We start from the raw sequence: 12333 nt of genomic DNA, 5'->3' as shown, positions 1-12333 counted from the left end.
AAAGAACAATGGCAGTTGTTAAATGTAAACCTACGTCTCCGGGCCGTCGCCACGTAGTTAAAGTGGTTAACCCTGAGCTGCATAAGGGTAAACCTTATGCTCCGCTGTTAGAAAAAAACAGCAAATCCGGTGGTCGTAACAACAATGGCCGTATCACTACCCGTCATATCGGTGGTGGCCATAAGCAGCATTATCGTTTAGTTGACTTCAAACGTAACAAAGACGGTGTTCCTGCAGTTGTTGAGCGTTTGGAGTATGATCCAAATCGTTCTGCGAACATTGCACTGGTTCTATATAAAGACGGTGAACGTCGTTATATTCTTGCACCAAAAGGCCTGAAAGCTGGCGACCAGATTCAATCTGGTGTTGATTCAGCAATCAAAGCTGGTAACGCACTGCCGATGCGCAACATCCCTGTTGGTTCTACAGTTCATAACATCGAACTGAAGCCAGGTAAAGGTGGACAGTTAGCGCGTTCAGCAGGTACTTACGCTCAAATCGTTGCTCGTGATGGTGCTTATGTCACATTACGTCTGCGTTCTGGTGAAATGCGTAAAGTTTTAGCTGATTGCCGTGCAACTCTTGGTGAAGTTGGTAACGCTGAACATATGTTACGTGTTCTCGGTAAAGCTGGTGCTAGCCGCTGGCGTGGTGTTCGTCCTACCGTTCGCGGTACTGCGATGAACCCAGTAGACCATCCACATGGTGGTGGTGAAGGCCGTAACTTTGGTAAACACCCAGTAACACCATGGGGCGTTCAAACCAAAGGTAAGAAAACTCGTAGCAACAAGCGTACTGATCAATTCATCGTACGTCATCGTTCTAAAAAATAATTAGAGGATAAACCATGCCACGTTCTCTCAAGAAAGGTCCTTTTATTGACCTGCACTTGCTGAAGAAGGTAGAGAAAGCGGTGGAAAGCGGAGACAAGAAGCCTCTTAAGACTTGGTCCCGTCGTTCAACGATCTTTCCTAATATGATCGGATTGACCATCGCTGTCCATAATGGTCGTCAGCATGTTCCAGTTTTTGTAACCGACGAAATGGTTGGTCACAAACTGGGTGAATTCGCACCGACTCGCACTTATCGCGGCCACGCGGCAGATAAGAAAGCTAAGAAACGTTAAGGATAGGAGGAAGAGATGGAAACTTTAGCTATGCATCGCCACGCTCGTTCTTCTGCCCAGAAGGTTCGCTTAGTTGCCGACCTGATTCGCGGTAAGAAAGTGTCGCAAGCTCTGGAAATTCTGACCTACACCAACAAGAAAGCTGCTGGTTTAGTGAAGAAAGTACTTGAATCTGCAATTGCTAACGCAGAGCAAAACGATGGCGCTGACATTGATGACCTGAAAGTTGCGAAAATTTTCGTAGACGAAGGTCCAACCATGAAACGCATCATGCCGCGTGCGAAAGGCCGTGCAGATCGTATTCTTAAGCGCACCAGCCACATTACTGTGGTTGTGTCCGATCGCTGAGACTCTGGAGACTAGCAATGGGTCAGAAAGTACATCCTAATGGTATTCGCCTGGGTATTGTCAAACCTTGGAACTCTACCTGGTATGCGAACACCAATGAATTCGCTGACAACCTAGACAGCGATTTTAAAGTACGTCAGTACTTGAATAAAGAACTGGCAAAAGCGTCAATCTCTCGCATCGTTATCGAACGTCCTGCGAAAAGCATCCGTGTGACTATTCACACTGCTCGCCCAGGTATCGTTATCGGTAAGAAAGGTGAAGACGTTGAAAAACTGCGTAAAACAGTAGCGGATATCGCTGGTGTTCCTGCGCAAATCAATATCGCCGAAGTTCGTAAACCAGAACTAGACGCTAAATTAGTTGCTGACAGCATTTCTTCACAGCTGGAACGTCGTGTTATGTTCCGTCGTGCTATGAAGCGTGCAGTACAGAACGCAATGCGTCTGGGCGCTAAAGGTATTAAAGTTGAAGTCAGTGGCCGTTTAGGCGGTGCTGAAATCGCTCGTACCGAGTGGTATCGTGAAGGCCGTGTGCCACTGCACACATTACGTGCTGATATCGATTACAACACTTCAGAAGCGCACACCACTTACGGTGTTCTCGGCGTTAAGGTATGGATCTTCAAAGGTGAGATTCTGGGTGGTATGGCTGCTGTTGAACAAGCTGAGAAACCAGCTGCTCAACCTAAAAAGCAGCAGCGTAAAGGCCGCAAGTAAGGAGAGTCGCTGATGTTACAACCAAAGCGTACAAAATTCCGTAAGGTGCACAAAGGCCGCAACCGTGGTCTAGCGCAAGGTACGGATGTTAGCTTCGGCACTTTCGGTCTTAAAGCTGTTGGCCGTGGTCGTCTGACTGCACGTCAGATCGAAGCGGCACGTCGTGCTATGACCCGTGCTATTAAGCGTCAAGGTAAAATCTGGATCCGTGTGTTCCCAGACAAACCAATCACTGAGAAACCACTCGAAGTTCGTATGGGTAAAGGTAAAGGTAACGTAGAATATTGGGTTGCCTTAATCCAGCCTGGTAAAGTTCTATACGAAATGGACGGTGTGCCTGAAGAGCTGGCTCGTGAGGCATTCTCTTTGGCAGCAGCGAAACTGCCTATCAAAACCACCTTTGTAACTAAGACGGTGATGTAATGAAAGCACAAGAGCTGCGCGAAAAAAGCGTTGAAGAGCTGAATGCTGAACTTTTGAACCTGTTACGTGAACAATTTAATTTACGTATGCAGGCTGCAAGTGGTCAGCTGCAACAGTCTCATCTGTTGAAACAAGTGCGTCGCGATATCGCACGTGTGAAGACTTTACTGACTGAGAAGGCAGGTGCGTAATGAGCGATAAAATCCGTACTCTGCAAGGTCGTGTAGTTAGCGATAAAATGGAGAAATCTATTGTTGTTGCTATCGAGCGTATGGTGAAACACCCTCTGTATGGTAAATTCATCCGTCGTACGACTAAATTGCACGTACATGACGAGAACAATGAATGTGGAATCGGTGACGTGGTAGAAATCCGCGAAACTCGTCCACTGTCTAAGACTAAGTCTTGGGCCTTAGTTCGCGTTGTAGAAAAAGCTGTTCTGTAATAGAATAACTTTTCCTGATGAATAAACGGCTCTTTTTTGACTGAGCCGTTTATTTTTTTCTGTCCAACACGATGATGTGGTGTTATAATGCCGCGCCCTCGTAGTATGGGTATATTTGAACGGCCTCTTCATAATGAGGTGGCTCAGTAGTAGTTGACATTTAGCGGAGCACTAAAATGATCCAAGAACAGACTATGCTGAACGTGGCCGACAACTCCGGTGCACGTCGCGTAATGTGTATCAAGGTTCTAGGTGGCTCGCACCGTCGCTATGCACATGTAGGCGACATCATTAAAATTACTGTTAAAGAAGCAATTCCACGCGGTAAAGTTAAAAAGGGTGATGTCCTGAAAGCGGTAGTGGTGCGCACCAAGAAGGGTGTACGTCGCCCTGACGGTTCTGTCATTCGCTTCGATGGTAATGCTTGTGTGTTATTAAATAACAACAGCGAGCAAGTAATCGGTACGCGTATTTTTGGGCCGGTAACTCGTGAACTTCGTAATGAGAAGTTTATGAAAATTATCTCTCTGGCACCTGAAGTACTCTAAGGAGCGAACTATGGCAGCGAAAATCCGTCGTGATGACGAAGTTATCGTGCTAACTGGGAAAGACAAAGGTAAGCGCGGTAAAGTAAAACAGGTTATTTCTTCTAGTAAAGTTATCGTTGAAGGTATCAATTTGGTTAAAAAACATCAGAAGCCTGTACCGGCTCTGAACCAACCAGGTGGCATCGTTGAAAAAGAAGCGGCTATTCAAGTTTCTAACGTTGCAATCTTTAACGCGGCAACTGGCAAGGCTGACCGTGTAGGCTTTAGATTCGAAGACGGCAAAAAAGTCCGTTTCTTCAAGTCTAACAGTGAAACTATCAAGTAATTTTTGGAGTATACGATGGCGAAACTGCATGATTACTATAAAGACGAAGTAGTTAATAAGCTCATGACTGAGTTTAATTACACTTCTGTCATGCAAGTCCCTCGGGTCGAGAAGATCACCCTGAATATGGGTGTTGGTGAAGCGATTGCTGATAAAAAACTGCTGGATAACGCAGCAGCTGATTTAACAGCAATCTCAGGTCAAAAACCTTTGATCACCAAAGCACGCAAATCTGTTGCAGGCTTCAAAATCCGTCAGGGCTATCCAATCGGCTGTAAAGTAACCCTGCGTGGCGAACGCATGTGGGAGTTCCTTGAGCGTCTGATTTCTATTGCTGTACCACGTATTCGTGACTTCCGTGGCTTGCCCGCTAAGTCTTTCGATGGTCGCGGTAACTACAGCATGGGTGTTCGTGAACAAATCATCTTCCCTGAAATCGATTACGATAAAGTGGATCGCGTACGTGGTTTAGATATTACTATCACCACTACTGCGAAATCAGATGACGAAGGTCGCGCACTGTTAGCAGCGTTCAACTTCCCGTTCCGCAAGTAAGGCAGGGTACTCATGGCTAAGAAATCTATGAAAGCGCGTGATGTTAAACGTGCTAAATTAGCTGAGAAATTCTTCGCAAAACGCGTAGAACTGAAAGCTATCATCTCTGATGTTAAAGCATCTGATGAAGATCGCTGGGACGCTGTTCTCAAGCTGCAAACACTGCCACGTGATTCAAGTCCTTCTCGTCAGCGTAATCGCTGCCGTCAAACAGGGCGTCCGCACGGTTTCCTGCGGAAGTTTGGTCTGAGCCGTATTAAAGTCCGTGAAGCCGCTATGCGCGGTGAAATCCCGGGCCTTAAAAAGGCAAGTTGGTAATTCCATTTGAATCACGGGAGTAAAGACAGATGAGCATGCAAGATCCCATCGCGGATATGCTGACCCGTATCCGTAACGGTCAGGCCGCGAACAAAGTTGCGGTCACCATGCCTTCCTCCAAGCTGAAAGTGGCAATTGCCAAAGTGCTGAAGGAAGAAGGTTATATTGAAGATTTTAAAATTGAAGGCGACATCAAGCCAGAACTGGAACTGACTTTACGTTATTTCCAAGGTAAGGCTGTTGTAGAAAGCATTCAGCGTGTAAGCCGCCCAAGTCTGCGCATCTATAAGAAAAAAGATGAGCTGCCACAAGTTATGGCTGGTTTAGGTATCGCTGTTATTTCTACCTCTAAAGGTGTCATGACTGATCGTGCAGCTCGCCAAGCTGGTCTTGGTGGCGAGATTCTCTGCTACGTAGCTTAATTCGGGAGGAAAGAATGTCTCGTGTGGCAAAAGCACCCGTCGTCATTCCTGCCGGCGTAGAGGTAAAACTCAACGGTCAGGTTATTTCGATTAAGGGTAAAAACGGCGAGCTTACTCGTACTATCCATAATGCAGTTGAAGTTAAAAACGAAGACAACCAACTGACTTTCGCTCCTCGTGAAGGTTTTGAAGATGCATGGGCACAAGCGGGTACGACTCGTTCACTGTGCAATGCAATGGTTGTTGGTGTTACCGAAGGCTTCACTAAAAAGCTTCAACTGGTCGGTGTTGGTTACCGTGCAGCAATCAAAGGCAATGCTGTAAGCTTGTCTTTAGGTTTTTCGCATCCGGTTGAACACGCACTGCCAGCAGGCATTACTGCTGAATGCCCAACACAAACTGAAATCGTACTGAAAGGTGCGGATAAGCAAGTGATTGGTCAAGTTGCAGCAGAACTGCGTGCTTACCGTCGTCCTGAGCCTTATAAAGGTAAAGGTGTTCGTTACGCCGATGAAATCGTGCGTACCAAAGAGGCTAAGAAGAAGTAAGGTAACACTATGGATAAGAAAGCAGCTCGTATCCGTCGTGCGACCCGCGCACGCCGTAAGATCCAAGAGTTGGGTGCGACTCGCCTGGTGGTACATCGTACTCCACGCCATATTTATGCGCAGGTTATCGCACCGAACGGTTCTGAAACATTGGTTGCAGCTTCTACTACAGAAAAAGCTATCAATGAACAAGTTAAGTTTACTGGAAACAAAGACGCAGCAGCAATTGTTGGTAAGTTAGTTGCTGAACGCGCACTGGAAAAAGGCATCACTGTTGTTGCTTTTGACCGTTCTGGTTTCCAATATCATGGTAGAGTCCAGGCACTGGCAGATGCTGCCCGTGAAGCTGGCCTTCAGTTCTAAGGTAGAGGTGTAAGATGTCTCACATCGAAAAACAAGCTGGCGAACTGCAGGAAAAGCTGATCGCGGTAAACCGCGTAGCAAAAACCGTTAAAGGTGGCCGTATTTTCAGCTTTACCGCACTGACTGTAGTTGGTGATGGTAACGGTCGCGTTGGTTTTGGCTACGGCAAAGCGCGCGAAGTTCCGGCAGCAATCCAGAAAGCGATGGAAAAAGCCCGTCGCAGTATGAAAACCGTTGCTCTAAACAACGGCACATTGTTCCACCCTGTGAAAGGTACACACACTGGTTCTCGTGTGTTTATGCAACCTGCTCACGAAGGTACCGGTATCATTGCCGGCGGTGCAATGCGTGCTGTTTTAGAAGTAGCTGGAGTTCGCAACGTACTGGCTAAAACCTATGGTTCCACAAACCCAATCAACGTGGTTCGTGCAACACTGGATGCTTTAGACAGCATGAAGTCTCCAGAAATGGTCGCAGCTAAGCGTGGAAAATCCGTCGAAGAAATTCTGGGGTAATCGGCTATGGCTAAGACTATTAAAATTACACAAGTTCGCAGTTCAATCGGTCGTCTGCCTAAGCATAAGGCAACACTGGTCGGTTTAGGTCTGCGTCGCATTGGTCATACAGTAGAGCGCGAGGATACTCCTGCTGTACGTGGTATGGTCAACTTGGTTTCCTACATGGTTAAAGTTGAGGAGTAAGAGATGCGTTTAAATACTCTGTCTCCGGCTGAAGGTGCCAAGCACGCGCCTAAACGCGTAGGTCGTGGTATCGGTTCTGGTCTGGGTAAAACCGGCGGCCGTGGTCACAAAGGTCAGAAATCTCGTTCTGGCGGTGGCGTACGTCGTGGTTTCGAAGGTGGCCAGATGCCTTTATACCGTCGTTTGCCGAAATTCGGCTTCACTTCACGTAAAGCAATGATCACTGCAGAGATTCGTCTGTCTGATTTTGCTGCTGTTGAAGGCGATGTTATTGATCTGAACGCACTGAAAGCCGCGAACGTTGTTGGCATCCAGATTGAATACGCTAAAGTTATTCTGTCTGGCGAAGTGAACCGTGCAGTTACTGTACGTGGCCTTCGTGTTACTAAAGGTGCTCGCGCTGCAATCGAAGCTGCCGGCGGTAAAATTGAGGAATAAGTGACAGATGGCTAAACAACCAGGATTAGATTTTCAAAGTGCCAAAGGTGGAGCTGGCGAACTTAAACGCAGACTTTTGTTTGTAATTGGTGCGCTAATTGTTTTCCGAATTGGTTCTTTTATTCCAATCCCTGGTATTGATGCCACTGTGCTTGCCAAATTGCTCGAACAGCAACAAGGCACCATCATTGAAATGTTTAACATGTTCTCTGGTGGTGCTCTTAGCCGTGCTTCTATCTTTGCTTTGGGTATCATGCCGTATATTTCGGCATCGATTATTATCCAATTATTATCTGTGGTTAATCCACGATTAGCAGAGATCAAGAAGGAAGGAGAAGCAGGTCGTCGGAAGATAAGCCAATATACTCGCTGGGGTACTCTGGTATTAGCAATATTCCAATCTATTGGTATTGCAATGGGTCTACCGAATATGCCAGGGATGCAAGGGTTAGTTATTGATCCAGGCCTCCCGTTCTACTTTACGGCAGTTGTTAGCTTAGTCACAGGAACAATGTTCCTAATGTGGTTGGGTGAACAGATAACTGAAAGAGGTATCGGTAACGGTATTTCTATCATTATCTTCGCTGGTATTGTTGCGGGATTACCGCCGGCCATTGGCCATACCATCGAGCAAGCTCGGCAGGGCGATCTGCACTTCCTCCTGTTGCTGTTGGTTGCGGTGTTAGTATTCGCGGTTACTTTCTTTGTTGTGTTTATGGAACGTGGACAACGCCGAATCGTCGTTAACTACGCTAAACGTCAGCAAGGTCGCCGTGTTTATGCAGCACAAAGTACACATTTACCGTTAAAAGTGAATATGGCGGGTGTAATTCCTGCAATTTTTGCTTCCAGTATCATACTATTCCCGGGTACAATAGCATCTTGGTTTGGTGATGGAACTGGCTGGGACTGGCTGACGACTATTTCTATGTATTTGCAGCCTGGTCAACCGTTATATGTGCTACTTTATGCATCTGCGATCATCTTCTTCTGTTTCTTCTATACGGCGTTGGTTTTCAACCCAAGAGAAACGGCAGATAACCTGAAGAAGTCCGGTGCATTTGTACCAGGAATTCGTCCGGGAGAGCAAACGGCCAAGTACATTGATAAGGTAATGACTCGCTTAACACTAGTTGGCGCATTATATATTACCTTCATCTGCCTAATCCCGGAGTTCATGCGTGACGCAATGAAAGTACCTTTCTATTTTGGTGGTACTTCCCTCTTAATCGTGGTTGTCGTTATCATGGACTTTATGGCTCAAGTGCAAACTCTAATGATGTCAAGTCAGTATGAGTCTGCATTGAAGAAAGCAAACCTGAAAGGTAAGTAATCACTTAGTGTGGTTATGGTTTGCTTAGAAGTTACGGAGAGTAAAAATGAAAGTTCGTGCTTCCGTCAAGAAATTATGCCGTAACTGCAAAATTATTCGTCGCAATGGTAGCGTTCGTGTAATTTGCAGTGTTGAACCAAGACATAAACAACGTCAAGGTTAAGAAAAAGCATTTTTTTCTTGCAAAGTTGGGTTGAGCTGGCTAAATTAGCCAGCCAATCTTTTTTATCTAAGATACATTATTGTTTGAGTATCCTGAAAACGGGCTTTTCAGCACAGTAATGTATATTTTAACTTAGGAGTGCATAGTGGCCCGTATAGCAGGCATTAACATTCCTGATCATAAACATACCGTAATCGCTTTAACATCGATTTTCGGCATCGGCAAGACCCGTTCACAGGCTATCTGTGAAGCAACTGGTATTGCTGAAAATGTTAAGATCAGTGAGCTGTCTGAAGAACAAATCGACAAGCTGCGTGACGAAGTTGCTAAATACGTTGTAGAAGGTGACTTACGTCGTGAAATTACCCTGAGCATCAAGCGTCTGATGGACCTTGGATGTTACCGTGGTTTACGTCATCGTCGTGGTCTTCCTGTACGCGGACAGCGTACTAAGACTAACGCTCGTACCCGTAAGGGTCCGCGTAAGCCGATCAAGAAATAAGTCGGGGTATTGAATAATGGCAAAAGCACCAATTCGTGCACGTAAGCGTGTAAGAAAACAAGTCTCAGACGGTGTGGCTCATATCCATGCTTCTTTCAACAACACAATCGTTACTATTACTGACCGTCAAGGTAACGCATTAGGTTGGGCAACTGCCGGTGGTTCCGGTTTCCGTGGTTCTCGCAAATCTACTCCGTTCGCAGCTCAGGTTGCAGCAGAGCGTTGCGCAGAAGCTGTGAAAGAATACGGAATCAAAAACCTGGAAGTTATGGTTAAGGGACCGGGTCCGGGTCGCGAATCAACAATTCGTGCTCTGAACGCCGCTGGTTTTCGCATCACTAATATTACTGATGTGACTCCTATCCCTCATAACGGTTGTCGCCCACCGAAAAAACGTCGCGTTTAATACGTTTCGTTTTTTTTAGGACTGTTGGAGAAAGAAAATGGCTAGATATTTGGGTCCTAAGCTCAAGCTGAGCCGTCGCGAAGGAACAGACCTCTTCCTGAAGTCTGGTGTTCGCGCGATTGACACCAAGTGTAAATTAGAACAGGCTCCAGGCCAGCACGGTGCGCGTAAACCGCGTCTGTCTGACTATGGCGTCCAGTTACGTGAAAAACAAAAAGTTCGTCGTATCTACGGTGTTCTGGAACGTCAATTCCGTAACTATTACAAAGAAGCAACACGTCTGAAAGGCAACACAGGTGAAAACCTGCTGACTTTGCTTGAAGGTCGTCTTGATAACGTCGTTTACCGTATGGGCTTTGGCGCAACTCGCGCAGAAGCACGTCAAATGGTTAGCCATAAAGCTATCATGGTAAATGGCCGTGTAGTTAATATCGCTTCTTATCAGGTTTCCCCGAATGACGTTATCAGCGTTCGTGAGAAAGCTAAAAAACAGTCTCGTATTAAGGCTGCTTTAGAGCTGGCTGAACAGCGTGAGAAGCCAACTTGGCTGGAAGTTGATGCTGCTAAAATGGAAGGTGTGTTCAAACGTATTCCTGAACGTACTGACTTGTCTGCGGACATTAACGAACACCTGATCGTCGAGCTTTACTCCAAGTAAAGCTTAGCACCAAAGAGAGGACACAATGCAGGGTTCTGTGACAGAGTTTCTAAAACCGCGCCTGGTAGATATCGAGCAAGTGAGTTCGACGCACGCTAAGGTGACCCTTGAGCCTTTAGAGCGTGGCTTTGGCCATACTCTTGGTAACGCACTGCGCCGTATTCTGCTTTCGTCTATGCCGGGTTGTGCGGTGACAGAGGTTGAGATTGATGGTGTACTGCATGAGTACAGCACCAAAGAAGGTGTACAGGAAGATATCCTGGAGATTCTCCTCAACCTGAAAGGGCTGGCGGTAAAAGTTCAGGGGAAAGATGAAGTTATTTTAACCTTGAATAAATCTGGCATTGGCCCTGTGACTGCAGCCGACATCATCCATGATGGTGATGTCGAAATCGTCAAGCCACAGCACATCATCTGCCACCTTACTGACGAAAGCGCATCTATTAATATGCGAATTAAAGTACAGCGTGGTCGTGGTTATGTGCCGGCTTCTGCCCGAGTTCATTCGGAAGAAGATGAGCGCCCAATCGGTCGTTTGTTAGTCGATGCTTGCTACAGCCCAGTAGAGCGTATTGCCTACAATGTTGAAGCAGCTCGTGTTGAGCAACGTACAGACTTGGATAAGTTAGTTATTGAAATGGAAACTAACGGTACAATCGATCCTGAAGAGGCGATTCGCCGTGCGGCAACCATTCTGGCTGAACAACTTGAAGCTTTTGTTGACTTACGTGATGTTCGTCAGCCTGAAGTTAAAGAAGAGAAACCAGAATTCGATCCTATCTTATTGCGCCCAGTTGACGATCTGGAATTGACTGTCCGCTCTGCTAACTGCCTCAAAGCAGAAGCTATCCACTACATCGGTGATCTGGTACAGCGTACAGAAGTTGAGTTGCTCAAAACTCCGAACCTTGGTAAGAAATCTCTTACTGAAATTAAGGACGTCTTGGCATCTCGTGGTCTTTCTCTGGGCATGCGTCTAGAAAATTGGCCACCAGCAAGTATTGCTGATGATTAAGATCACAGGTTAAGGTTTTACTGAGAAGGATAAGGTCATGCGCCATCGTAAGAGTGGTCGTCAATTGAACCGCAACAGCAGCCACCGCCAAGCTATGTTCCGTAACATGGCAGGTTCTTTAGTTCGTCATGAGATCATCAAGACGACTCTGCCTAAAGCGAAAGAACTGCGTCGCGTCGTTGAGCCGCTGATTACTCTTGCCAAGACCGACAGCGTAGCTAATCGTCGTCTGGCATTCGCACGTACTCGTGATAACGAGATCGTTGCAAAATTATTTAATGAACTGGGACCTCGTTTCGCAGCTCGTGCAGGTGGTTACACTCGTATTCTTAAGTGTGGCTACCGTACAGGTGACAACGCTCCGATGGCTTACATCGAGCTTGTTGACCGTGCTGTTGAGTCTCAAGAAGCAGCAGCAGAGTAATCTGCCGTCGCTTTCAAGAAAACCGGGTATATTTGCCCGGTTTTTTTGTACCTGCTATTCTTATCTTTCCAAATAATTTTTTCCCTTGGATTTTTCGTGATTAACCCTTATTTACAGGTGAGTACGATGAGCATGTATAAGATAGGTGAAATTGCTAGGCTCGCAGATGTGACGCCTGATACGATCCGTTTTTATGAAAAACAAGGTTTGATGGGGCATAAAGAGAGAACTGAAGGTGGGTATCGGTTATTTACTGAGAAAGACCTCCAGCGATTACGTTTTATTCGTTATGCAAAGCAGCTAGGCTTTACTTTAGAAGCTATCACTGAACTGCTTTCAATTCGAGTGGATCCAGAACATCATACCTGTCAAGAATCTAAACAGATTGTTGATCTCAGATTACTTGAAGTTGAAAAAAAGATACAAGAGCTTATTATTATGCGTGATTCACTGAAAATGTTAAGCTCGGCATGTTGTGGTGAAGAACATGCGACAACCTATTGCTCTATTATGGAGATATTAGAAAAAGGGGCGTCTAAAGTTTATTAATTCT

Annotated in this window: 25 protein-coding genes; all 25 read left to right on the top strand. The window is 46.1% G+C overall.

The genetic code is table 11. The features are described from left to right. The first annotated feature begins 8 nt into the window (after positions 1 to 8). The 25 genes from rplB to zntR all read left to right on the top strand — a co-directional run bounded on the left by rplB (position 9) and on the right by zntR (position 12329). Positions 9 to 833 (top strand): 50S ribosomal protein L2, encoded by an 825-nt coding sequence (rplB, locus tag CYG50_RS18200; RefSeq protein WP_004265422.1) that lies wholly within the window; start codon positions 9 to 11, stop codon positions 831 to 833. 14 nt (positions 834 to 847) lie between these two features. Further along, the gene (gene rpsS, locus CYG50_RS18195) at positions 848 to 1126 is read left to right on the top strand and encodes a 30S ribosomal protein S19 (RefSeq protein ID WP_004265426.1); all 279 of its coding nucleotides are present in this window, start codon (positions 848 to 850) and stop codon (positions 1124 to 1126) included. Between the two features lie 15 nt (positions 1127 to 1141). After that, on the top strand, positions 1142 to 1474 hold the full coding sequence (rplV, locus tag CYG50_RS18190; RefSeq protein ID WP_004265430.1) for a 50S ribosomal protein L22: 333 nt from the start codon (positions 1142 to 1144) through the stop codon (positions 1472 to 1474). 17 nt (positions 1475 to 1491) lie between these two features. Beyond that, on the top strand, positions 1492 to 2193 hold the full coding sequence (rpsC, locus tag CYG50_RS18185; protein ID WP_004907131.1) for a 30S ribosomal protein S3: 702 nt from the start codon (positions 1492 to 1494) through the stop codon (positions 2191 to 2193). Between the two features lie 12 nt (positions 2194 to 2205). After that, a complete protein-coding gene (gene rplP, locus CYG50_RS18180) occupies positions 2206 to 2616 on the top strand; it encodes a 50S ribosomal protein L16 (protein ID WP_004265436.1) in 411 nt (136 codons plus the stop codon). After that, positions 2616 to 2807 carry a 50S ribosomal protein L29 gene (gene rpmC, locus CYG50_RS18175; RefSeq protein WP_004265442.1) on the top strand — a complete coding sequence of 64 codons (192 nt, stop codon included), beginning with the start codon at positions 2616 to 2618 and terminating at the stop codon, positions 2805 to 2807. Before rplP ends, rpmC begins: the two co-directional genes overlap by 1 nt. Then, positions 2807 to 3061, top strand: coding sequence for a 30S ribosomal protein S17 (gene rpsQ, locus CYG50_RS18170; protein WP_042847566.1), 255 nt, complete (start codon positions 2807 to 2809; stop codon positions 3059 to 3061). The genes rpmC and rpsQ overlap by 1 nt, the downstream gene beginning before the upstream one ends. Before the next feature lie 176 nt (positions 3062 to 3237). After that, the gene (rplN, locus tag CYG50_RS18165) at positions 3238 to 3609 is read left to right on the top strand and encodes a 50S ribosomal protein L14 (RefSeq protein WP_004265449.1); all 372 of its coding nucleotides are present in this window, start codon (positions 3238 to 3240) and stop codon (positions 3607 to 3609) included. A 10-nt stretch (positions 3610 to 3619) separates the two neighbouring features. Next, positions 3620 to 3934 carry a 50S ribosomal protein L24 gene (gene rplX, locus CYG50_RS18160; RefSeq protein WP_004265452.1) on the top strand — a complete coding sequence of 105 codons (315 nt, stop codon included), beginning with the start codon at positions 3620 to 3622 and terminating at the stop codon, positions 3932 to 3934. A gap of 15 nt (positions 3935 to 3949) precedes the next feature. Beyond that, positions 3950 to 4489: a 50S ribosomal protein L5 gene (rplE, locus tag CYG50_RS18155; protein ID WP_006816328.1), complete on the top strand. Its 540-nt coding sequence runs from the start codon at positions 3950 to 3952 to the stop codon at positions 4487 to 4489. A gap of 12 nt (positions 4490 to 4501) precedes the next feature. Continuing rightward, positions 4502 to 4807 (top strand): 30S ribosomal protein S14, encoded by a 306-nt coding sequence (gene rpsN, locus CYG50_RS18150; protein WP_004265458.1) that lies wholly within the window; start codon positions 4502 to 4504, stop codon positions 4805 to 4807. 29 nt (positions 4808 to 4836) lie between these two features. After that, positions 4837 to 5229, top strand: coding sequence for a 30S ribosomal protein S8 (rpsH, locus tag CYG50_RS18145; protein ID WP_042847562.1), 393 nt, complete (start codon positions 4837 to 4839; stop codon positions 5227 to 5229). Between the two features lie 14 nt (positions 5230 to 5243). Continuing rightward, positions 5244 to 5777: a 50S ribosomal protein L6 gene (rplF, locus tag CYG50_RS18140; protein WP_102140605.1), complete on the top strand. Its 534-nt coding sequence runs from the start codon at positions 5244 to 5246 to the stop codon at positions 5775 to 5777. 9 nt (positions 5778 to 5786) lie between these two features. Beyond that, positions 5787 to 6140 carry a 50S ribosomal protein L18 gene (gene rplR / locus CYG50_RS18135; protein ID WP_004907138.1) on the top strand — a complete coding sequence of 118 codons (354 nt, stop codon included), beginning with the start codon at positions 5787 to 5789 and terminating at the stop codon, positions 6138 to 6140. 14 nt (positions 6141 to 6154) lie between these two features. After that, positions 6155 to 6655, top strand: coding sequence for a 30S ribosomal protein S5 (rpsE, locus tag CYG50_RS18130; protein WP_006657022.1), 501 nt, complete (start codon positions 6155 to 6157; stop codon positions 6653 to 6655). A 6-nt stretch (positions 6656 to 6661) separates the two neighbouring features. Beyond that, the gene (gene rpmD, locus CYG50_RS18125; RefSeq protein WP_004265475.1) at positions 6662 to 6841 is read left to right on the top strand and encodes a 50S ribosomal protein L30; all 180 of its coding nucleotides are present in this window, start codon (positions 6662 to 6664) and stop codon (positions 6839 to 6841) included. A gap of 3 nt (positions 6842 to 6844) precedes the next feature. Continuing rightward, complete coding sequence (gene rplO, locus CYG50_RS18120) at positions 6845 to 7279, top strand: 50S ribosomal protein L15 (protein ID WP_004265478.1); 435 nt, start codon at positions 6845 to 6847, stop codon at positions 7277 to 7279. Between the two features lie 7 nt (positions 7280 to 7286). Beyond that, positions 7287 to 8612 (top strand): preprotein translocase subunit SecY, encoded by a 1326-nt coding sequence (gene secY / locus CYG50_RS18115; protein ID WP_004265481.1) that lies wholly within the window; start codon positions 7287 to 7289, stop codon positions 8610 to 8612. A gap of 46 nt (positions 8613 to 8658) precedes the next feature. Further along, positions 8659 to 8775: a 50S ribosomal protein L36 gene (rpmJ, locus tag CYG50_RS18110; protein WP_004265484.1), complete on the top strand. Its 117-nt coding sequence runs from the start codon at positions 8659 to 8661 to the stop codon at positions 8773 to 8775. Between the two features lie 145 nt (positions 8776 to 8920). Continuing rightward, positions 8921 to 9277: a 30S ribosomal protein S13 gene (gene rpsM, locus CYG50_RS18105; RefSeq protein ID WP_004907144.1), complete on the top strand. Its 357-nt coding sequence runs from the start codon at positions 8921 to 8923 to the stop codon at positions 9275 to 9277. Positions 9278 to 9293: 16 nt separating this feature from the next. Beyond that, the gene (gene rpsK / locus CYG50_RS18100) at positions 9294 to 9683 is read left to right on the top strand and encodes a 30S ribosomal protein S11 (protein WP_002919257.1); all 390 of its coding nucleotides are present in this window, start codon (positions 9294 to 9296) and stop codon (positions 9681 to 9683) included. A gap of 37 nt (positions 9684 to 9720) precedes the next feature. Then, positions 9721 to 10341 (top strand): 30S ribosomal protein S4, encoded by a 621-nt coding sequence (gene rpsD / locus CYG50_RS18095; protein WP_004265487.1) that lies wholly within the window; start codon positions 9721 to 9723, stop codon positions 10339 to 10341. Positions 10342 to 10366: 25 nt separating this feature from the next. After that, a complete protein-coding gene (locus CYG50_RS18090) occupies positions 10367 to 11356 on the top strand; it encodes a DNA-directed RNA polymerase subunit alpha (RefSeq protein WP_004265491.1) in 990 nt (329 codons plus the stop codon). A 37-nt stretch (positions 11357 to 11393) separates the two neighbouring features. Next, positions 11394 to 11780 (top strand): 50S ribosomal protein L17, encoded by a 387-nt coding sequence (rplQ, locus tag CYG50_RS18085; RefSeq protein WP_004907152.1) that lies wholly within the window; start codon positions 11394 to 11396, stop codon positions 11778 to 11780. A gap of 132 nt (positions 11781 to 11912) precedes the next feature. After that, the gene (gene zntR / locus CYG50_RS18080) at positions 11913 to 12329 is read left to right on the top strand and encodes a Zn(2+)-responsive transcriptional regulator (protein ID WP_102140615.1); all 417 of its coding nucleotides are present in this window, start codon (positions 11913 to 11915) and stop codon (positions 12327 to 12329) included. Positions 12330 to 12333: the final 4 nt, after the last annotated feature.

The sequence above is a fragment of the Providencia huaxiensis genome, from assembly GCF_002843235.3.
Classification (GTDB): domain Bacteria; phylum Pseudomonadota; class Gammaproteobacteria; order Enterobacterales; family Enterobacteriaceae; genus Providencia; species Providencia huaxiensis.
Note: the sequence above shows the minus strand (reverse complement) of the source record. Positions and strands in the feature narration are given on the sequence as shown.